Annotated in this window: 18 protein-coding genes; 14 read left to right on the forward strand and 4 right to left on the reverse strand. The window is 61.1% G+C overall.

Annotation, left to right across the window (positions count from 1 at the left end):
• Positions 1-1105: class I tRNA ligase family protein (locus ABW043_RS11750; RefSeq protein ID WP_353921392.1), on the forward strand; the 1105-nt coding region annotated here is incomplete at its 5' end.
• 4 nt (positions 1106-1109) lie between these two features.
• Entirely contained in the window at positions 1110-2117 is a 1008-nt protein-coding gene (locus tag ABW043_RS11755; protein WP_353921393.1) for a CorA family divalent cation transporter, read from the forward strand.
• 39 nt (positions 2118-2156) lie between these two features.
• On the opposite strand, the gene ABW043_RS11760 is transcribed toward ABW043_RS11755, so the two are convergent.
• Positions 2157-3833: an ABC transporter ATP-binding protein gene (locus ABW043_RS11760; protein ID WP_353921408.1), complete on the reverse strand. Its 1677-nt coding sequence runs from the start codon at positions 3831-3833 to the stop codon at positions 2157-2159.
• A gap of 691 nt (positions 3834-4524) precedes the next feature.
• Between ABW043_RS11760 and ABW043_RS11765 the strand changes: the two genes are divergently transcribed.
• Positions 4525-5397 carry a tetratricopeptide repeat protein gene (locus tag ABW043_RS11765; RefSeq protein WP_353921394.1) on the forward strand — a complete coding sequence of 291 codons (873 nt, stop codon included), beginning with the start codon at positions 4525-4527 and terminating at the stop codon, positions 5395-5397.
• 40 nt (positions 5398-5437) lie between these two features.
• Here ABW043_RS11765 and ABW043_RS11770 read toward each other — a convergent pair whose 3' ends face one another.
• The 3 genes from ABW043_RS11770 to ABW043_RS11780 all read right to left on the reverse strand — a co-directional run bounded on the left by ABW043_RS11770 (position 5438) and on the right by ABW043_RS11780 (position 10636).
• Positions 5438-7591 (reverse strand): SPOR domain-containing protein, encoded by a 2154-nt coding sequence (locus ABW043_RS11770; protein ID WP_353921395.1) that lies wholly within the window; start codon positions 7589-7591, stop codon positions 5438-5440.
• Between the two features lie 75 nt (positions 7592-7666).
• A complete protein-coding gene (gene argS, locus ABW043_RS11775) occupies positions 7667-9412 on the reverse strand; it encodes an arginine--tRNA ligase (RefSeq protein ID WP_353921396.1) in 1746 nt (581 codons plus the stop codon).
• Between the two features lie 30 nt (positions 9413-9442).
• Complete coding sequence (locus tag ABW043_RS11780; RefSeq protein ID WP_353921397.1) at positions 9443-10636, reverse strand: deoxyguanosinetriphosphate triphosphohydrolase; 1194 nt, start codon at positions 10634-10636, stop codon at positions 9443-9445.
• Between the two features lie 86 nt (positions 10637-10722).
• Here ABW043_RS11780 and erpA point away from each other — a divergent pair, with 86 nt between their 5' ends.
• The 11 genes from erpA to ABW043_RS11835 form a co-directional block, all read left to right on the forward strand.
• Positions 10723-11076 carry an iron-sulfur cluster insertion protein ErpA gene (erpA, locus tag ABW043_RS11785; RefSeq protein ID WP_353921398.1) on the forward strand — a complete coding sequence of 118 codons (354 nt, stop codon included), beginning with the start codon at positions 10723-10725 and terminating at the stop codon, positions 11074-11076.
• Between the two features lie 29 nt (positions 11077-11105).
• Positions 11106-12209, forward strand: a complete 1104-nt coding sequence (locus ABW043_RS11790) for a serine hydrolase domain-containing protein (protein ID WP_353921399.1) — start codon at positions 11106-11108, stop codon at positions 12207-12209.
• A 20-nt stretch (positions 12210-12229) separates the two neighbouring features.
• Positions 12230-13009, forward strand: a complete 780-nt coding sequence (gene xth / locus ABW043_RS11795) for an exodeoxyribonuclease III (protein WP_353921409.1) — start codon at positions 12230-12232, stop codon at positions 13007-13009.
• 79 nt (positions 13010-13088) lie between these two features.
• Entirely contained in the window at positions 13089-13874 is a 786-nt protein-coding gene (locus tag ABW043_RS11800; protein WP_353921400.1) for a segregation and condensation protein A, read from the forward strand.
• A complete protein-coding gene (gene scpB / locus ABW043_RS11805) occupies positions 13871-14530 on the forward strand; it encodes an SMC-Scp complex subunit ScpB (RefSeq protein ID WP_353921401.1) in 660 nt (219 codons plus the stop codon). The genes ABW043_RS11800 and scpB overlap by 4 nt, the downstream gene beginning before the upstream one ends.
• A gap of 127 nt (positions 14531-14657) precedes the next feature.
• Positions 14658-14867, forward strand: coding sequence for a twin-arginine translocase TatA/TatE family subunit (locus ABW043_RS11810; RefSeq protein WP_353921402.1), 210 nt, complete (start codon positions 14658-14660; stop codon positions 14865-14867).
• A gap of 51 nt (positions 14868-14918) precedes the next feature.
• Positions 14919-15665 carry a Sec-independent protein translocase protein TatB gene (gene tatB / locus ABW043_RS11815; protein ID WP_353921403.1) on the forward strand — a complete coding sequence of 249 codons (747 nt, stop codon included), beginning with the start codon at positions 14919-14921 and terminating at the stop codon, positions 15663-15665.
• Between the two features lie 2 nt (positions 15666-15667).
• Positions 15668-16510 (forward strand): twin-arginine translocase subunit TatC, encoded by an 843-nt coding sequence (tatC, locus tag ABW043_RS11820; protein ID WP_353921404.1) that lies wholly within the window; start codon positions 15668-15670, stop codon positions 16508-16510.
• A 120-nt stretch (positions 16511-16630) separates the two neighbouring features.
• Positions 16631-17959 carry a serine--tRNA ligase gene (serS, locus tag ABW043_RS11825; protein ID WP_353921405.1) on the forward strand — a complete coding sequence of 443 codons (1329 nt, stop codon included), beginning with the start codon at positions 16631-16633 and terminating at the stop codon, positions 17957-17959.
• A gap of 3 nt (positions 17960-17962) precedes the next feature.
• Positions 17963-18739, forward strand: a complete 777-nt coding sequence (gene surE, locus ABW043_RS11830; protein ID WP_353921406.1) for a 5'/3'-nucleotidase SurE — start codon at positions 17963-17965, stop codon at positions 18737-18739.
• A 539-nt stretch (positions 18740-19278) separates the two neighbouring features.
• Positions 19279-20168 (forward strand): peptidoglycan DD-metalloendopeptidase family protein (locus ABW043_RS11835; RefSeq protein WP_353921407.1); only part of this gene is annotated, 890 nt, incomplete at its 3' end.

Here is a 20168-nt window from a genome sequence, read left to right on the forward strand (position 1 = left end):
CTATATGCACGCCCTCGTCCGTGACGAGAAGGGCCAAAAGATGAGCAAAACCAAGGGGAACGTGATCGATCCCCTGAAGCTCGTCGATGAGTATGGCGCTGACGCGACCCGCTTTACGCTGGCAGCCATGGCAGCCCAGGGGCGTGACCTGAAGCTCGCGATCTCGCGTGTGGAAGGCTATCGCAACTTCGTCACCAAGCTTTGGAACGCCGCGCGCTTCCTTGAAATGAACGAGTGCCGTCGCGTCGAGGGTTTTGATCCCAAGGCCAACACACTGCCGCTCAATCGCTGGATCGTCGGCGCCACCGTTCGCGGGTTGGCGGCGGTACGTCAGGGCATCGAGGACTACAAGTTCAACGAATCCGCCAACAATGCCTACGACTTCGTCTGGGGCACGTTCTGCGACTGGTACGTCGAATTCGCCAAGCCGGTATTCAACGGCGAAGACGAGGCTGCCAAGGCCGAGACGCGGGCGACTGCGGCCTGGGCGCTTGATCAGATCCTGATCATGCTTCACCCGATGATGCCCTTCGTCACCGAAGAACTGTGGGCCGAGACCGGCAAGGCCGGTCCGAAGCGCGATGGCCTGCTCATCCTCACCGAGTGGCCGACCTATCAGGGCCTTGAAGATGCGGCAGCCGACGCTGAATTGGCCTGGCTGATCGACGTCATCTCCAACGTCCGCTCCGTCCGCGCCGAAATGAACGTGCCGGCGGGCGCCAAGTTGCAGTTGGTAGTGACTGGCGCTGGCGAGCAGACTTTGGCTCGCCTCGTGGCAGGCACTTCGCTGATCAGCCGACTGGCGCGACTTGAGCAGATTTCGCCGCAAAACCAGGTTCCCGGCGAGTCGGCGCAGTTCGTCGTCGGTGACTCGACCTACGCCTTGCCATTGGCTGGTGTGATCGACATCACGGCTGAAAAGTCCCGCCTTGAAAAGGAAGTTGGCAAGCTCGACGGCGAGGTTTCCGGCATCGACAAGAAGCTTGGCAATGAGCAGTTCGTGTCGAAAGCGCCGGAGGAGGTAATCGAAGAGCAGAAGGCTCGTCGTGAAGCTGCAATCGATCGTCGCCACAAGATCCTCGAAGCCCTTAAGCGTTTGAGCTGACGAGATGGATGGAGCGCCGAAGCAACCAAGCGACCGTGCGCTGCACAACGGTCTTGTCGGCGTCGGCGCCGTCCTTGTCTTTGATGGCGAAGGCGGCATGAAGCGGTACGAACCGAGCGAAACCTTGCCGGTCGTGCCGCCACGCGGCTTCAAGCTGGTCGTCGGCAATTCCAAGGCGCCAGAATTCAAGCTGTGGCTGCGCGGGGAACTGGGCGAGTTCAATTCGGGACTGCTGACATCGCCGACGTCACGCTCGCGATGCACGGTCATGGATGACCGGGCTCTGGTAATGTTGCGCGTGGTGCGTCCCGGTGCGGCTCCGCACGATATCGGCCGTCAGTTTCTCACGGTCTGGATCGAGAAGAGCCGCGTTATCATCGCGTCAGAGCTCAACATCCTCGATTTCCTGGGCATGTCAAAATGGGAGCAGTCCGTCCATGCGCCCGTTTCGCCCGCCGACCTGATTGCGCGCCTGGCGCTCCGGGCCACCGACCGTCTCGAGCCGCTGATCGAGATGCTGGGCGACCGGCTTGATGAGGTCGAAGAGACCCTCATTACGCACCGCACCGAAAAGGCTCAGGACAACCTTGAGCATTTGCGCCGGACGCTCATCAGTTTCCGCCGATTGGTCTGGCCGCAGCGTGATGCGCTGACAACGCTGGAAATCGAAGACTTGTCGTTCTTTTCAGACAGGGATCGGCTGCGGTTGCGCGATGCGGCCATGCGTACGGCCCGTATCGGCGAAGAATTGCAGGCCCTGTCGGAGCGCGCGGTGCTGGTGCATGAAGAAATCGTCGATGACCGTGCTGAGCAGATGAACCGGACCATGCTGCTGCTGGCGGCCGTGACGGTGGTGTTCTCGCCATTGACCCTTATCAGCGGCATGCTCGGGATGAATGTCTCGGGAATCCCGTTCGCGGACCATGACGGTGCGTTCTGGATAGTTTGCCTCATCCTGATCGTTTTGGCAGCCACTCTGGTCTGGTGGATGCGTAGAAGTCGCCTGTTCTAGGCGTGCTACCCCTCCCCCAGCGGGGAGGGGTGACGCTGGCTAGATGCTGGCCTGGACCGCCTGAAGGCGGGCATAGTAGCCGTTAGCGGCCATCAGCTCGTCATGCTTGCCTTCTTCGGCGATCCCATTCTCAGTGAGCACGAGAATGCGATCAGCATTGCGGACCGTGGTCAGGCGGTGCGCGATGACGAGGGTTGTGCGACCCCTGGCGAGGGACTGCAGGGCCATTTGGACCGCACGCTCACTTTCGTTGTCTAGGGCACTGGTCGCCTCATCGAAGATGAGAATAGCCGGGTCTTTGAGGAAGGCGCGGGCAATCGTCAGCCGTTGCTTTTGTCCGCCAGACAGTTTCACGCCGCGCTGCCCAACATCGGTGTCATAGCCCTGTGGAAGAGCCATGATAAATTCATGCGCATTGGCAGCCTTGGCCGCAGCAACGATCTCGTCGTCGCTGGCGCCCGGACGACCGTAGCGCAGGTTTTCGGCCACGGTGCCCGCAAACAGATAGGTGTCCTGTTGCACGACCCCGATCTGGCGCCGCAGAGAAGCAAGCTCGAAATTGCGGATGTCTTCTCCATCGATCGTTATGCGACCGCCCTCCACCTCGTAAAAGCGAGGGATGAGCGCGCAGAGCGTGCTCTTGCCGACGCCAGAGGGCCCAACCAGGGCGACGAACTCCCCAGGTGCGATGTTGATGGACAGGTTTGAGAATACGGTTCGGCCGTCGCCGTAGCCGAAGCTCAACGCATCGAAGCGGATGTTACCCTCGAAGTGCGGGGCAGGGCGGGCACCAGGCGCATCGACGATGTCAGGGACCTGCTCGAGGATTTCTATTACGCGGGTGAAGCCGGTGGAGCCCTCCTGCCAAAGTCGCACGATATTGGCGAGGCGGTTTACCGGGTCGACCAGAACACCGACACACAGCAGGAACGTCAGGAGGTCGGGCACCGACATGTCTGCGGCTAGGATACGCATCGCACCGGCAATGATCACGATGATCGTCACCGAATGGACGAAGACCTCCATCCCCACAAAGAACCAGGTCTCGCTGCGGTAGCCATCCTTGCGACTTTCGACGAAGGTCCGGTTTTCCGCTTCAAACCGGGCCAGTTCGAAGTCCTCATTGGCAAAGGATTGGACAACGCGAATGCCGCCGAGCGCGTCCTCGACCCGTTCGTTGACCGAGGCAATCCTCTCCCGGCTTCGTGCCAGCGCCTTGTTCATGCGTCGGTTGAAGTAGAGGGCGTAAACAATCGCAATGGGCAGGAGAATGGCAATGTAGCCAGTCAGCGTCTGATCAATGAAGAACAGCACCGTCAAGGCGCCGGCGAACTTCAGGAGGCCAATGGCGATGTCCTCCGGCCCATGGTGGAACATCTCCCCCAAGGCAAAGGTGTCATTGGTGATCCGGCTCATCAATTGCCCGACGCGGCTTCGGTCATAGAAGCTGAACGAGAGCCTCTGGCAGTGCTCAAAGAGCTCCCGCCGCACGTCGGCCTCAATGCGCGCACCCATGGCGTGCCCCTGGTAGTCGACAAAGAAAGTTGCGGCGGCCTGGGCGATGAGCACCAGGACCATGACGCCACCCATGGCGAATATCTGCGAGAGAGCCTCGGAGCTATCGTCGAGAACCAGCAGGCGCGTGGTCACATAGTTGGCGCAGAGCGGCAGGGCAATGGCCGTGGCAGCGATCAGCGCCGCGCAAACAAGGTCCATGACCAGCAGATGCCGGTATGGACGATAATAGGATACGAATTTGCGAGCCCGCTGAAGGCCGGGGCGCGAGAAGAAGTCGTGAAGAGAGCGGCTAGTGCGTGCCCGGCGCGCTTCTTCCGAGGCGTTTTTCGAATGCATGAACGATCATGTCCTGATGAATTTCCGTGTGGTTGATCGGGAACAGGATCGCTTTCATTTCGAACTCCTTTGCACTCGGCGCAAAAAGCAGGCGAAGTATGAGTTCTTCGCGTTCCTTTCACAACGCCGTGTTCACGCGGTCGGGCTTTGCTCGCGACGTCTGTGACGAATTGGCAACAGCACCTGGGATTCACTTCGGCGGTGCTCCGCATAAAGAATTTGGCGATGTTTCCCGCCACAATCTCATCTTAAACGAGATGGCTAGGCATTCGGGGGCGGGTGTCGGCAGTTCGGAGGTGAAACCGCAGGGTTTCGCCTGTGGTCTGTCTGTGGCGCGCCAGACTGCTTGAAAATAGGCGGGAATCCGCCGGTTCTTGGTGAGCACGTGCGCAGACAGGATAAGATCAATTCTTGCAATTTGAGTGGCTCATTAGCCGTCGGCACAGCCCGCGGCGATGTGATGTCCTTGGCTCAAATCCTGCCGCAATGCGAGTTTACCAAAACTTCACACTTCGCTTTTCCTCGAACGACATCAGGATCAAATTCCCTGGGAATGTCGATCGAACAGCAGATATTTGTAGCACCCGCCCAGGCCGTTATGGGCAAAAGGAGTAAGATGCGGAAATCGCCGGCTTTTTATCTGGCATCCGCGGTAACCGGACTTGCGCTGTCGGTCCTGACAGCAGCGATCCCCGCACAGGCGCAGACTGCTGCCGAAGCCGCACTTGATCTAGCCAATATGCTGGACGGCGCTGGCGGCGGCGTGTCTGGCGATGCCTATCTTTCCGCGCTTGAGAATGCCGCGGCTGCTGGTCAACCAATGGCCATGTGGCAGCTTGGGACCATGTACGAAAACGGCGAGGGTGTTGCCAAGGATCCTGCGAAGGCATTCGGCTACTTCGCCCAGATCGCCAACCAGCATGCCGATGCTGCGCCGCGTGGTGTCGAGTCAGATATCGTCGCGCAGTCCTTCGTGAAGATGGGCGACTATTATCGCCTGGGCGTGCCCGACGCTGGCATTCCGGCAGACGTGGAGCGCTCGCATGCATTGCTGCTTCACGCCGCCACTTATTTCGGCGACGCCGATGCTCAGTACCGCGTAGGCCTGCTGTATCTGCAGGACGAAGGCCTGGGCGTAAATCCGCTGCAAAGCGCGCGCTGGTTCTCGCTTGCTGCCCGCAAGGGGCATTGCCTGGCTCAGGCTCGCCTTGGCGACCTGCTCTTTACTGGCATGGAAGGCGTCGAAGCCCAGCCGATCGAAGGGCTGATGTGGCTAAACTTGTCCCATGACCGTTGCCGCGGCACCGCCGATCAGGCGCAGGTCGATGAATTGCTCAACCGTGCGTCCTTGCTGGCCCGGCCCGAGGATCGGGCCAATGCAGCGGCGCTGGCCGAATCCATCGCTCCGCAGTTTGCAGACTTCTGAGAAGTAGTGCCGCAGCGGCTAACGCTGCGGCGTCAGACCCCTAGAGGGTGAAGCAGTCGCCGCCGTTCGCCTTGACGTTCGAACAGATGGTATTGGCGTCCTGCAGCGAGTTTGCCGGCACCCGAACGCGATAGAAAATCCCGCGATCACCGAGATCAACGCGCTGGACTTCAAGGCTGGCGCCACCAAAAAGCGAACCGAAGCGGCTGGCGATTTGTTCCGCCGTCTGGCGGGCAGTTTCCTCTGTCCGCTGCGATGACAATTGCACATATGCAGGGGCTGAGTTGCCGGCCGACGCCGTGGCTGCCGGCTGAGGCTGTGCGACGGCGGGAGTTGGGGTCGGCAGGGTCGGTGCAGGTGCTGTCGCCACTGCCGGAGCGGGCGTAGCCGCTACTGGAGCAGTGACCGCAGCCTGTGGCGTGAAGTTCGTCGGACGAACGAGGGGAACGGGCGCCATCTTGCCGCTAACCGGCGCGCCGGTGAGGTCGACGACCGGAACGGTCGAGCCTGGCTGTACGGGAACGACCGTGGGCGTTGCAGCGGCCGGAGTTGGCTCCGGAATAGCGGCAGGCGCATTCGCAATCGCGTTGGCGATCAGATCGGGCGTCGAGAAGTCGGCACCGGGAACTTCCGGCACAGTGGGTCGGTCGACTGGCAGCATCGCAGAACCAGCAAGGCTGTCGCTGCCACTAACGATCGTGCCATCTGGCCGCACTGTCACGGTGCGGACCTTGCGATTGACCAGTCCTTCTTCATTCGCTTCAGTCGAGGCGACCTGTGTCACGGCTTCGACATCGGACTGGTCCCGCGAGACGATCTGTTCTTCTGCGCCGGTATCGACGCCAGAAATTTCGTTGAAGACCACGGACTGGCTCGCCGCGTCGGCGGCGGGCGCCGGCTCGGGAACTTCCTTGGTGGGCGTCGTGTCGGCGGCAACAAGCGGCGCAGGGCCGTCGGGAGTGCCGCTGCCAAGTCCGAGGACCGTGTAGAGGCCGACCGCAGCAACCGCCAGCAGCAACGTAGCAACTACAGGACCGGCTAGAGACCGCGTCAGGCCGAGCACACGGCCACGCGGCGCTTTTGGCGTCCTCACAGGCTCATCAGGTGGAAGGCTGGCCTCAATGGCCGGCTCTACCCATTCCACGTGGGCCCCACTGGTCTGAGCGGCAGCCAAAATCGCCTCTTCCACCGACGAAACGCGGGTGTTTTGTTGTACCGATGCGGCGGCAGCGGCGGATTGCGACTCGCGCGGGGGCAGGGTTGGTGTTGCGAGGCTCCGCAAAGCAGCACTCGGCGGAGGCGGCGCTTGCTGGGCCCTGGCTGCAGGGCCGATCAAGCGCTCGATCTCCTCGAGCGGATCTGGCAAAGCCTGCGGTTTCGGCTGCTGCTGCGGCACGACCGGGCTATGCCCAATATTGGCCATGGTCGGTTTGACTTCAGGCGCGGCGGCCACCGGAGGTTCTTGGTGAACCTCAGGCTTGCTCACGGCGCCCGACCCCAGGCCAAAAACCGGAGGAATGCCGAAAGCATCGGCTTCGCGCGGGAACGTCTGGCCGCGCACCTCTTCGGTCACGTCGAGTTCGTCGACTGGATCGTCTTGAGTCTGGGCGTAGGTCTTCGGCTCTTCCTCAACGGCCAGTTCGGCCGCGATGAGGCTGGCAAGGCTATCCTGATCCAGCTCGGGCATTTCTTCTGCAGGCGGCGCTACTGGCTCAACCCGCGTAAACACGGGTGCCGGCGGAGCAACGTCCTGCGGCGCAATTGCGACGGGCGCCACCGGCGTCGTTGGTGCGGGCGCTGGCTGAGGCGTGAAGTGACGCTCTACGACCGGAGCCTCGTTTACTGTGGGCTTGGGTGCGTTGGGTGTCGCCGAGAACGCTGGAGGCTCCACCCGTGGCTGAACTTCTACCTTGGGCTGACTGGCCTGAGGCTTGCGATTGAAGTCGAAGGCGAAGGGTTCGGTCGCAGGGGCATTGTCGCCTGGAATGCGAACCGGACGGCTTGGCGCCTCCGCTTCTTTCTGAGGGACAACTGCCGCAGGACTGTCGCCCCCCGGAATCCGGACCGTCACCGACGGCTCGCTCTTGGGCTTATCGCCCTGAGCGTCTTCGGCCATCAGTCTGGCGAGTTCTGCGATCAGGTCGTCCGCGCTATCGGTCTGTCCTGCCATATGTTTCGGTTTCGCTGTCGTCATCGGCCAGCGCCCCTAGATTGCTGCAAGCGCTCCCTTAGGGAGTTTGCCGCGAGTTTTCACACTAATGCGCCCGAATTATGAAAGCTCTTCGGGAGCCGAAACACCCAGAATTCCAAGGCCATTGCGGATTACCTGGCGTACGGCATCCACAAGTGCGAGTCGCGCCAAAGTGAGCTTTGGATCGGCAGCGTTAACAAACCGTAACGAATGGTCATCCTTGCCCTTGGCCCAGAAGCCGTGGAAGGCCGCGGCAAGGTCGTGAACATAGAATGCAATACGATGGGGCTCGTGCGCAACTGCTGCTGCCGAAACCGTGCGCGGCCAGGCAGCGAGAAGCCGGATAAGCTCGAGATCGGCGGCTGAAGTCAGCAACTCGGCTTCGGCATTGGCGAGGGCAGGGGCGCTGAAATCGAGCCCCGGCACGTCGCGTTCAGCCGTGCGGAAGATCGAGCAAGCACGCGCATGGGCGTACTGGACATAGAACACCGGATTGTCGCGGGTCTGTTCTTTGACGACGGCGAAGTCGAAGTCCATCGAGGCGTCGTTGCGACGGAAGAGCAGCATGAAACGCGTCGCATCAGCGCCAACTTCCTCGACGACGTCAGAAAGGAGGACGAGGTCGCCGGAGCGCTTCGACATCTTGAACGGCTCGCCGTTCTTGAGCAGGCGCACGAGCTGGCAGATGCGTACGTCGATATCTGCCTCGCCATGCGACACAGCCTTTACGGCCGCCTGCAAGCGCTTCACATAGCCCGAATGATCGGCGCCGAGCACGTTGACCATGTGCTTGAAGCCGCGGAGATATTTGTTGCGGTGATAGGCAATGTCGGCGGCAAAATAGGTGTAGCTGCCGTCCGACTTGACCAGCGCGCGGTCGGTGTCGTCGCCAAAATCCTTGGCGCGGAACAGGGTTTGCTCGCGCTCTTCCCAATCGTCCGGCGTCTTGCCCTTGGGCGCTTCGAGGAGGCCCTGATAGACCATGCCTTCGTCGCGCAGCCAATCGAGCGTCGTCTGGATGTCGCCGCCCTGACCATGCAGGGTACGCTCGGAGAAGAAGACGTCGTGGTGGATATTGAGCTGGGCCAGGTCGGCTTTGATCAATTCCATCATCTCGGCGAGCGCCGCCTCGCGGGCGATGAGTACGGCTTCCTGCTCCGGCTTTTCGAGGAGCGAGGCACCGTATTCGGCAGCGAGGGCCTTACCGACGGGGATGAGGTAGTCACCGGGATAAAAACCAGAGGGAATCTCGATGGTTTCGCCAAGGGCTTCGCGGTAACGCAGCAGAGCGGACTGGCCCAGAATGATGGTCTGGCCGCCGGTGTCGTTGATGTAATATTCGCGCGTCACATCATAGCCGGAATAAGCCATGAGCGAAGCGAGGGCGTCGCCGAAGACCGCGCCGCGGGTATGGCCCACATGCATCGGGCCGGTCGGATTGGCCGAGACGTACTCGACGTTGACCCGTTCGCCCTTGCCAAGGTTGGACTTGCCGTAGGCGTCCTTCTGCTCGCCAATCGCCTTCAGCACCTGGTGCAGAATGGGCGTGGCGAGACGGAAATTGATGAAGCCAGGCCCTGCAACCTCAATTGAGGTTACATCGGTGTCAGCCTTGAAACGTTCCACCAAGGCCGCAGCGACCTCGCGCGGATTCTTGCCTAGCGGCTTGGCCACGACCATGGCGGCATTGGTCGAAAGATCGCCATGGGAAGAGTCTCGCGGCGGTTCCACCACAACGCGCGACAGCAGATCGGCGCCCAGTTCGGGGTGATCGGCAAGCAGAGCCTCGGTGACCCGAGTGGTGAAAAGTGCGAAGATATCCATGACAAACCCGCTGGAAATGCTGTGAGGCGGTTAGCGGAATTCCGGCCTAGCGTCAAACAAGCGCTGATGTTCGTCAAGCGCATAGGGATCGGTCATGCCCGCAATGAAGTCCGCAACGATGCGAGCGCGTAGCGTCGCATCGCCTGCGGCCGCGGCGGCCTCGCCCCAGCGGCCAGGCATGTCGGCGCTTTCCATGTATGCTGCAAAAAGCCGCTCGACGACGGCTTCACTTTCGCGAACCGGACGCATGACTGCCTCGTCGCGATAGACTCGTTTGTAGAGTACGCCCTTCAATCCCTTTTCAGCTTCGGCCGTTGCAGGCGAGAATGCGATGAGGGTCTTGCCGGCCATTCGAACGTCTTCGGCGCTCTCAATTCCCGACGCGGCAATACCGGCCGCGCTATGGGCGATAACGTCCTCAATGGCGCGCGTGATCATGCGCCGCTGCACTTCATGTGTCTGCCGCTTCACCGCGACTTCCGGATAGAGACCTTCGACCTCACGCACGATTGGGCCTGCCATTGGGGCGTCCTCGAAATCGGCGAGTTGAACCAGGCCCGCGCGCAGGGCGTCGTCGATGTCGTGTGCGTTATAAGCGATGTCATCAGCGATGGCGGCCACTTGGGCCTCAAGGCTGGCATGGCTTGAAAGCCGCAAATCCGCGACCGCGAGAATATCGGCAACGCCGGCCGGCAGGCCCTCTTCGACATAACGCCCAAACGGACTGCCATCCGCGTGGATCAGCGGGCCATTGTGCTTCAAAATGCCTTCGAGCGTCTCCCAGGTCAGGTTGAGCCCGTCGTGCTCGGCATAGCGATTTTCGAGCCGGGTGACGACGCGCAGGGCCTGAACGTTGTGGTCAAATCCACCATAGGGCGCCATCGCCCGGTGCAGGGCGCGCTCGCCGGCATGACCAAACGGCGTGTGGCCGAGATCGTGGCTGAGCGCGACAGCTTCGGCGAGATCTTCATTGAGCCGGAGAGCGCGTGCAATCGAGCGGGCGATTTGGCTCACTTCGAGCGTATGCGTCAGGCGATTGCGGAAATGCCGGCCTTCGTGGTGCAGAAAAACCTGCGTCTTGTGCTGAAGCCGGCGGAAGGCGGTCGAGTGGATAATGCGGTCGCGGTCGCGCTGGAACTCGGACCGTGTAGGGCTCGGCCCGGTGCCATAAAGACGCCCAAGGGAATCTTCGGGCTTGCTCGCATAGGACGCTGTTTCGTTCATCTTATTGTTCCAGGCCTTTGCAATGGCGCGTCATGCGCCTATCTTAGGGCCAGTGTTATGACATTACGACCGTACGGACACTTCAAATGACCACTGCCGCCCTCGCCGAAACACCTGCCGTTACATTGTCGGATCGCGCCGCAAAGCGCGTGTCCCGCATTCTGTCGAAAGAACAGACGGGAACCGTGCTGCGCATCTCGGTGGCTGGTGGCGGTTGTTCCGGTTTTCAGTACGAATACAATCTCGTGCAGGAGACGGCGAACGAAGACGACCTCGTTCTGCAAAAGGGTGATGCCACAGTGCTGATCGATTCGCTGAGCCTGGAATTCATGGGCGGCGCGGAAATCGACTATGTGGACGACCTGATCGGCCAGGCCTTTCAGATCAAGAACCCGAACGCCGTCGCATCCTGCGGCTGCGGCACGAGTTTCGCCGTCTAAATAATCAAAAGCATCTCTGGGAGGGGAATATGGGCGCGCGCGTCAACGCGGTCATGGATGAGGCTGTGTCCGGCAACAAGATCGTCGGGGCTGAACTCATCGTTTATCGTCACGGGGAACTGGTCCTGCGGCGCACTGCCGGCCATTTCGATCGCGAGGCTGGCGTGCCGATGATGGAGAATGCCATCTATCGGCTGGCCTCAGTCACAAAGCCCATCGTTGCGGCGACGGCACTCGCCATGATCGACAAGGGTTTGCTCGGCCTTGATGATCTCGTCTCCGGACATCTCGACTACTTTGCGCCCAGGCTTGAGGACGGTTCGCCGGCAAGCATCACCATCCACCATTTGCTGACCCATACGTCGGGCCTTGCCTATGGCTACGCTGACGAGACGATCTCGACCGGCCTGGGGCCGAGCGACAAGGATTTTCGAGCCAATTTTTCTAAGGTAGCCGCAGCGCCGCTCCTCTTCGTGCCGGGCACTGGTTGGACTTATTCGGTGGCGATCGACGTTCTTGGCGCCGTTCTGGCGGCGGTGCAGGGGGGCTCGCTGGAGGACGCAGTCCGCGCCCATTTGACCGGGCCACTCGGTATGCACGAGACCGGCTTTTTCGTCGCGGACAAGGCACGCCTGGCTGTGCCTTATGCCGATGGAGCGCCTGAACCGACTGTGATGACCGATCCGCAATTCGTTGCCGGGGAAGACGGCGGTACGGTGATGTTCTCGCCCTCCCGCATCTTCAGCGACACGGCTTTTCAGTCCGGTGGCGCAGGCATGGCGGGAACACCCGAGAATATTGCGAAATTTCTCGAAACCCTGCGAACGGGCGGCGGTTCCGTGCTGAAGCCGGAGACGGTAGCGCTTGGATTCTCCAATCGCATCGGCGATGTCTATCGTCAGGATCAAGGGCAGCGCTTCGGCTACTTCGGTGCCGTGATCGATGATCCAGAGGCGGCCGCGTCGGCGTCGGCCAAGGGCACCGTCAATTGGGGTGGGGTTTATGGCCATTCCTGGCTTGTCGATCCCGCCAATGCCATTACGATAGTGTCGATGAGCAATACGGCGCTCGAAGGGTGCACGGGACGTTATCCCAAGGACCTCATTCGCGCCGTTTACGCCGACCTCAACTAGAGCCGGAGAGAGCCATGGCCTTGCGTGTCGCCACCTGGAACATCAATGGCATCAAGGCGCGGCTTGAACTGCTGCTGCGCTGGCTCGACGAGGAAAAGCCCGACGTCGTTGGCCTTCAAGAAATCAAAACGGTCGACGAAGGCTTTCCGACCGCCGAGATCGAGGCGCTTGGCTATAATGTCGTGACCCACGGCCAGAAGAGCTGGAACGGCGTCGCGCTCCTCTCCAAGCTTCCCTTCGACGAAGTGCATCGCGGCCTGCCGGGTGACGATGCCGATGGACAATCGCGGCTGATCGAAGGTGTCTTTTCGGTCGAAGGCGGTGTGGTCCGCATCTGCAATATCTACCTGCCGAACGGCAATCCGGTCGATACGGAGAAGTTTCCTTACAAGCTGCGCTGGATGGATCGCCTCAACACTTTCGTCGCCGGTCGCCTGGCGCTGGAAGAACCTTTCGTGCTGATGGGCGACTTCAATCTCATCCCCGCACCCATCGATGCGCATGATCCCGACGCCTGGTGGGGCGACGCGCTCTACCGTCCGGAAAGCCTCGAAAAGTTCCGTATTTTGCGTAACCTCGGCATGACCGATGCCTTGCGTTCCATCACCGCTGAGCAGACATTCACCTTTTGGGATTTCCAGGCCGGCGCTTGGCGGCGGAATGCCGGGATACGCATAGATCATCTGATGCTCTCGCCTCAGGCGGCAGACCGGCTTGACGATGTCACCGTCCACAAGGATGTGCGCGGTTGGGACAAGCCGAGTGACCATGTTCCGGTCGAAGGTGTGTTCAGCTTCTAGCCCAACAACTTGGCTCGCTTGACGCTGCGGCTCCGGGCCGCCAAGGATGCGGCATGACTTCTGCGCTGCGGTTTTCCTTATGAATGGTTCGCCGACCGATTGGCTCGATGCCGACACGTCGCCACCCGGCGAGGTGCTGCATGTCGATGTCGATGGCTATGAAGGGCCGCTTGATCTGTTGCTGGATTTGGCGCGACGGCAGAAGGTCGATCTCGCGGCCATTTCCATCCTTGCCCTCGCCGAGCAATATCTCGCCTTCATCGACCGGGTACGCGAACGTCGCATCGAGGTCGCGGCCGACTATCTGGTGATGGCCGCGTGGCTGGCTTACCTGAAGAGCCGCCTGATGGTGCCGCAGGCGCCTGATGACGATGAGCCATCCGGCGAGATGCTGGCCGCCATGCTGCAGTTCAGGCTCAAGCGCCTTGAGGCCATGCGCCTCGCCGCGAGCCGATTGTTGAGCCGACCCAGGCTCGGGCTCCAGATTTATTCGCGCGGCGCGCCCGAGCCACTCGAAGTTTCCCGAAAATCGATCTGGGAAGCGACCTATTATGAACTGCTCAAGGCCTATTCTGCCCAACGCGAGCGCGGTACCGTCACCGAATACCGCCCTTACACAAGGACGGTTTGGTCCCTTCAGGACGCGCGAGACATATTGCAGCGGTTGATTGGCGAAAGCGCCGAATGGGTGGCGATGGACAGCTATCTCGAACAATACCTCGCTCGACCCGACGAGCGAGCGACTGTCCGGGCCTCGACCTTCGCTTCCAGTCTGGAGCTGGTGCGTCAGGGGGAAATCGAAGTACGGCAGAGCGAGACATTTGGCCCCATCCTGTTGCGGCGCCGAAAGCGTGAACAGCTATGAACGATCAGGACGCCTACGGGGGTGAGGTGCGGCAGCGGCAGTTGCGCATTCTGGAGGCACTGCTCTTTGCCTCGTCCGAGCCTTTGTCGCTGGCTGAAATGTCGCCCTATGTGGGCGACGGCGCGAACCTGCCGGTTCTGATTGAAGAACTGCGTGCCCTTTATTCCAACCGTGGCGTCAATCTGGTGCGACGTGGCGAGCGCTGGGCGTTTCGCACCGCCGAAGACCTTGGTTTCCTGTTGCGCCGCGAGGAAGAGGAAACGCGACCGCTTTCCCGGGCTGCGCTCGAAACACTGGCCATCATCGCCTATCACCAGCCGACCACCCGCGCCGAAATCGAGGAAGTGCGCGGCGTTGCAGTCGGCAAGGGCACCATGGATATCCTGATGGAAGCGGGCTGGGTGCGGATGCGCGGCCGGCGACGGACACCTGGCAGGCCAGTTACCTACGGCACTACCGATGCCTTTCTTGACCATTTTGGGCTGGAGCATTTGTCCGACTTGCCTGGCCTCGACGAACTCAAGGGGGCAGGGCTCCTGTCGTCCAGGTTACCGCCATCACTGCAAATTCCACTGCCGTTCGATGGCGCCCTGCGAGAGGACGAAGACCCACTTGCACCGGACGATCAGGGCGATGCGGCCGGCGACGAGGAATAGTCACGAGGGCAGGTTGCCGCTTTCGTGAGTGCGCAACGGCAACACGTTCTTGTGTTTGCCCGCGATTGAACCTATTTCTCCCACATCTATCGCGTGTAACGCGTTCTGAAAGTCTAGGGAGATCACCATGCACGCGCCTTCCATTTGGGGCATTCTCGTTGTCGCCGTCGTCGTCGTTCTGCTGTTCGGTCGCGGGAAGATCTCCGGCATGATGGGCGAAGTTGCCTCGGGCATCAAAGCCTTCCAGAAGGGCATGAAGGACGACGACAAGCCGGCTGAACGTGTCACCACGACCGCCGATGTCGAGGCTCGTGAGACCGAGCGCAAGGACGTCTAGTTCTTCTCGGCCTGACTTAGCGGCCACGCGCCGCGCTCGGAGACTATCTTTATGCTCGGTCTAGGCTGGACAGAGATGCTGGTGATCGGCGTCGTTGCGCTGATCGTCATTGGCCCCAAAGATATGCCTGTCGTCATGGGACGAATTGGCAAGTTCGTGGGTCAAATCCGCCGTATGGGCAATGAATTCCAGCGGGAAATCAATCGGACCACAGGGCTTGATGAAGTGCGGAACCTCCGCAATTCCATCACCTCGCCACTGAAAAAGACGGCCGAAGAAATCCGCAAGGAATTCAACACAATGACGCCGACCGGCCCGCAGCCGAGCGGCGCCATCAAGCCTGCCGATCCCAAGGTGGAAAGCGTGGTTGACGAGCTGCGCAGTGCCGCTGGAATGCCTCCGGCGGAAAAGAAGTCGAGCGACCAGTTGGCAGCCGACTATGGCTTCAAGCCCAGCGAGCCGGTGAAAGCTGCCAAGGTGGTGCCGGCAAAGTCAGTTGCCGCAGCGCCGACTGCTCCGGTGACGACCACTGATCTTGCGCCCATCGAGACGGTGAAGGCCGCCAAGGCCTCGACGGCAAAGAAGGCTGCGCCCGCAACCAAGACCGCCGCAACGAAAAAGCCTGCTGCGCCCAAGGTTGCGGCCACGGCCACGGCAGAAGCAGAAGCTGCTCCAAAGCCGGTCCGTAAGCCCCGCACCAAGGCTGCCGTTGCAGAGGTGGCCGCCGAGCCGACCGCTGCGGTCAAGAAACCGCGCGCGCCTCGCAAGAAGCCGAATGAATCGGCAGAAACGAAATAATGATGGCCGACGCCAAGCAGCCGCAACTGGAAGACAAGAGCAAGCCCGAGGTCGAGGACGAACTCGCCGGTAGCGAGGCGCCCCTTCTTGAGCACCTCATCGAGCTGCGCAAACGCCTGATCAATTGCGCCATAGCAATCATCGTGCTGATGATCGGCTGTTTCCTCGTCTCCAAGAATATTTTCGATATTCTTCTGGGGCCATATCGCGGTGTCTACGCCAGCGATCCCACGCACACGATCGAGCTCATCTATACGGCTCCACAGGAATTGTTCTTCACAGAACTCAACCTGGCGTTCTTCGGCGCTATCTTCCTCGGCTTCCCGTTCCTCGCCTCGCAGATTTATCTTTTTATGGCGCCGGGGCTCTACAAGCACGAGCGCAAGGCGCTGGTGCCCTATCTCATCGCAACGCCCGTGTTCTTCGTGCTCGGCGCGCTGATGGTCTATTTCACCGTGCTTCCGATGGCGCTGCATTTCTTTGCCGGCATGGAGACGGAAGAAATCAAGCTGGTGCCGCGCGTGTCCGAATATCTCGGCTTCGCCATGACGCTGATACTGGCGTTCGGTATCTGCTTCCAGTTGCCAGTCGTGCTGACGCTTCTGGCCCAGATCGATCTCGTCAATGTCGATATGCTCAAGAAGGGCCGTCGTTATGCCGTTGTCGGCATTCTGATCGTGGCTGCCTTGATCACGCCGCCGGATCCGATCTCCCAGATCGGGCTTGCCCTGCCGATGTACGCGCTTTACGAACTGGCGATCCTGTCGGTTCGGGTTGTGCAGAAGCGGCGCGAGGCCAGGTTGGCTGCCGAGAACGCCGAGCTTTCCGGTTCATCTAGCGAATAGCTGCTCCGCGTTACGTCGCGGGTGCAGCCAAGTTCTGCCCCGCGGCGCTGGCAGGCGCGTCTCGGGGTGTTGACCAGGGCCTGCGTCAAACCAGAGGCGGGCCAAGGCCCGTAAGTACCGATGTTCGATATAAAGTGGATCAGAGCCAACGCCGAAGCTTTCGACGCTGCCGTTTCTCGGCGCAAGAACGTTTCCGTGCGGTCCTCCGATCTGCTGGCCATCGATGATCGGCGCCGGGAGATCATTGTCCGCCTCAATGAAGCGCAGGAAAAGCGCAATGCGCTTTCCAAGCAGATCGGCCAGGCCAAGGCTCAGAAGGACGAAGCCAAGGCACAGGAGCTGATGGCTGAGGTTGCTCGCCTCAAGGACTTCATCCCCACCGGAGAAGCCGAAGAACGTGCGGTCGAGGCCGAGTTGCGCGCGGCGCTGTCTGTCATTCCCAACCTCGCGCTCGATGATGTGCCGCAGGGCGACGACGAAAGCGACAATGTCGAATATTTCGGCGCTAACGGTACGGCTGAAACTGCCGCACGGCAGCGGCCGGTGAAGCCAAGCTTCAGCTTCTCGCCGAAAGAGCACTACGAAATCGGCGTCGCCGAGAAAGACATGGACTTCGAAGTGGCCGCCAAGCTTTCCGGCAGCCGCTTTGTGGTGCTGAAGGGCCAGATCGCGCGCCTCGAACGTGCCATCGGCCAGTTCATGCTCGACCTGCACACCACCGAGAACGGCTATCTTGAAGTGCAGCCGCCGCTGCTCGTGCGCGACGATGCTCTCTTTGGCACCAATCAGTTGCCGAAATTCGAGGAAGACCTGTTCTTCACGCCGCATGGCGACTCGCGCCTGGCCCTTATCCCGACGGCCGAAGTGCCCCTCACCAATATGGTGCGCGAATCTATCCTGTCGGAGGAAGAGCTGCCGCTGCGTTTTGCGGCGCTGACGCCGTGCTTCCGTTCCGAAGCCGGGTCCGCCGGTCGCGATACCCGCGGCATGCTGCGCCAGCACCAGTTCGATAAGGTCGAAATGGTGTCGATCACCACGGCCGAAACCTCGATCGACGAACACGAACGCATGCTCACCTGCGCCGAAACCGTGCTTCAGCGCCTGGGGCTCCATTACCGCGTCATGATGCTTTGTACCGGCGACATGGGTTTTGGCGCACGCAAGACCTACGACCTCGAAGTCTGGCTGCCGGGGCAGGACACCTATCGCGAGATTTCGTCCGTCTCCGTCTGCGGCGATTTCCAGGCCCGCCGTATGGAGGCACGCTATCGTCCGTCCGGCGAAAAGCAGGCGCCGCGTTATGTGCATACGCTCAATGGCTCGGGTACTGCCGTTGGCCGTTGCCTCATCGCCGTGCTGGAGAACTACCAGCAGGAAGATGGCTCGGTGCTGATTCCCGAGGCACTGCAGCCCTATATGGGCGGGCTCACCTCCATCGGAGGCAAGTGATCCATGCGCATCCTCATCACCAATGACGATGGTGTGGATGCGCCAGGTATCGCCATCATGGCCGATATCGCGGCCGCGCTTTCGGACGATGTCTGGATCGTGGCGCCCGATGGCAACCAATCCGGGGCAGGGCACCGCTTTACGCTCGGTCGTGAACTCTCGCTGGAGCAGCGCGGCAATCGGCGGTTTGCGGTTGTCGGCGGGTCGCCCGCGGACTGTGTCGTCGCGGGCATGACGCATTTGCTGGCCGGCAGGCCGGCCGACCTTGTTCTGTCCGGCGTCAATGCCGGGCAGAATCTTGGCGACATCGTCAATTGCTCGGGTACGGCCGCGGGCGCGAGGGAAGGCGCTTTGCAGGGCGCGGTCGGAATCGCGATGAGTCAAGCGATCGACTACGAAAGAAGTCACGCGGTCGATTGGTCCAATTCGATTCGTTTCGGGACAGATGTTGTCCGGGCGATTCTTTCGGCGCGTGGAGAGGATGACGTTTTTTACAACGTCAATTTCCCGGTTTGCTCGCCAGTAGAGGTCGCGGGGATAGCGGCAGTGCCGCACCAGCGCTTCTCACGATCCGCCTTCCGCTACTATCCCAGCGATAAGGACGGCGAGTTTTTCGTGACCATCCCTGAAACGCCTATGCCGCTGAATCCAAATGCGGATTTCGAGGTTTTGCGTCGCAGGAACACGATTACGGTGACCCCCTTTGCGCTGCAGCAAACCGAACAAGCGGCCCTGGAACGACTGGGAAAGCTGAGCTTGTCCCCAGCCGGCCAATCTTAACCTTACCCATTCGACAACATGGCCTATTCGATTTCACTCAAATCGCATCGGCTTTAAGGCCCCTTTTACCTTACCGGCCTAGTCTCGTTTCCAGTGTTAAGTACCTGCGTACGAGTTAGCCGATGCGTAAAAACCTGTCTGTCAGGGTGCCTAAAGGTGCAGTCGCCGTGGCTGGTCTGTTAGTAGCAGCCGTCGGCTTGTCCGGTTGTTCAAGTCTTGGATCGCGAGCGTTTGGCGATTCTACGACGACCGGCTCCGTCACCCAGTCATCCGCACCTGCCACGCTGAACCAACCCATGCCGGCCTCGCTTGGGGCGCCTGCCACGATGCAGGTTGCCGAGCAGCGATTTCTGCCACCGGCACCGATTGGTTCTTCCTGGGGTGCCTCTCCCGTTCAATCCGCGTCGCCCGTACAGTCGGGCTTCACGCAGCCGGTCGGCTCAGTTTCGCCGATCGGTATGGGGGCAAGTGCGCCCTCGGTTCGATCCCAGGATCTTCCTGTACTGAGTTCATCCGCTTCCATGGGAACCCCGCAAGCCATGCCCGCCATGCAGACTTCGGCCTCCGTGCCGTCTATGCCGCCCGCCGTTGCCCTCGGTTCGCTTCCGAGCTCCAACGCTGCATTGCCCGTCAACAACAGCGTGCCCAGCGCGGCTCCTGCTGCAGCTCCGATGGTTGCATCGGCGCCCTCGACGGCCGGCGCCTACACCCACACGATTGCTGGTGGCGAGTCGCTCTATACGATCGCCCGTCGCTATGAGGTCACTACCCAAGCGTTGGTGCAGGCAAACGGCCTGTCGTCGCCGGACAAGATCGTCGTTGGCCAGTCGCTGATCATCCCGGGTCGCCCAGACCTGGTGCGGACGCCGCAGACTGCCGCTCAGCCCACGGTTCAGTTGGCCAGTGCCACGCAGACCCTTGGTGCCGCGCCGGCTCCCCTCGGCCGCCCGCAGGCCGCTCCACAGCAAGTCGCGGTTGCCCCAACGGCGACCCCAGCTCCGGTTGCTGCCCCCGTCGCCACTCCGGCGCCGACCCAGGTCGCAACTGCACCGGCGGCCGAACCGGTCGCCTCTGGCAACGACAAGTTCCGGTGGCCGGTCAGCGGTCGTGTCATCACCGACTTCGCTGCCTCGCGTGGCACGGGCATCAATATCGACGTGCCCGAGGGCTCGACGGTCAAGGCTGCCGAGAATGGTACGGTCATCTATGTCGGTTCGGGCGTTGAAGGTTATGGCAACCTGATCCTTATCCGCCATGCCAATGGCTACGTATCCGCCTATGCACACCTCAACGGCATGAGTGTTGCCAAGGGTGCCGCGGTCAGTCGCGGCGACTCCATCGGTACGGTTGGCATGAGCGGCTCGGTTTCCAAGCCCCAGCTACACTTCGAATTGCGCAAGGGCGCAACGCCGGTCGATCCGGTGCCGCT

This window comes from Devosia sp. (genome assembly GCF_040509215.1).
In the GTDB taxonomy this organism is placed as follows: domain Bacteria; phylum Pseudomonadota; class Alphaproteobacteria; order Rhizobiales; family Devosiaceae; genus Devosia.

What these genes read in the sequence shown, in the direction of transcription:
- ABW043_RS11755 (WP_353921393.1), top strand. Translation starts at nt 1,110, where the DNA reads ATGGATGGAGCGCCGAAGCAACCAAGCGACCGTGCGCTGCACAACGGT.
- ABW043_RS11760 (WP_353921408.1), bottom strand. Translation starts at nt 3,833, where the DNA reads ATGGACCTTGTTTGCGCGGCGCTGATCGCTGCCACGGCCATTGCCCTG.
- ABW043_RS11765 (WP_353921394.1), top strand. Translation starts at nt 4,525, where the DNA reads ATGTCGATCGAACAGCAGATATTTGTAGCACCCGCCCAGGCCGTTATG.
- ABW043_RS11770 (WP_353921395.1), bottom strand. Translation starts at nt 7,591, where the DNA reads ATGACGACAGCGAAACCGAAACATATGGCAGGACAGACCGATAGCGCG.
- argS (WP_353921396.1), bottom strand. Translation starts at nt 9,412, where the DNA reads ATGGATATCTTCGCACTTTTCACCACTCGGGTCACCGAGGCTCTGCTT.
- ABW043_RS11780 (WP_353921397.1), bottom strand. Translation starts at nt 10,636, where the DNA reads ATGAACGAAACAGCGTCCTATGCGAGCAAGCCCGAAGATTCCCTTGGG.
- erpA (WP_353921398.1), top strand. Translation starts at nt 10,723, where the DNA reads ATGACCACTGCCGCCCTCGCCGAAACACCTGCCGTTACATTGTCGGAT.
- ABW043_RS11790 (WP_353921399.1), top strand. Translation starts at nt 11,106, where the DNA reads ATGGGCGCGCGCGTCAACGCGGTCATGGATGAGGCTGTGTCCGGCAAC.
- ABW043_RS11800 (WP_353921400.1), top strand. Translation starts at nt 13,089, where the DNA reads ATGAATGGTTCGCCGACCGATTGGCTCGATGCCGACACGTCGCCACCC.
- scpB (WP_353921401.1), top strand. Translation starts at nt 13,871, where the DNA reads ATGAACGATCAGGACGCCTACGGGGGTGAGGTGCGGCAGCGGCAGTTG.
- ABW043_RS11810 (WP_353921402.1), top strand. Translation starts at nt 14,658, where the DNA reads ATGCACGCGCCTTCCATTTGGGGCATTCTCGTTGTCGCCGTCGTCGTC.
- tatB (WP_353921403.1), top strand. Translation starts at nt 14,919, where the DNA reads ATGCTCGGTCTAGGCTGGACAGAGATGCTGGTGATCGGCGTCGTTGCG.
- tatC (WP_353921404.1), top strand. Translation starts at nt 15,668, where the DNA reads ATGGCCGACGCCAAGCAGCCGCAACTGGAAGACAAGAGCAAGCCCGAG.
- serS (WP_353921405.1), top strand. Translation starts at nt 16,631, where the DNA reads ATGTTCGATATAAAGTGGATCAGAGCCAACGCCGAAGCTTTCGACGCT.
- surE (WP_353921406.1), top strand. Translation starts at nt 17,963, where the DNA reads ATGCGCATCCTCATCACCAATGACGATGGTGTGGATGCGCCAGGTATC.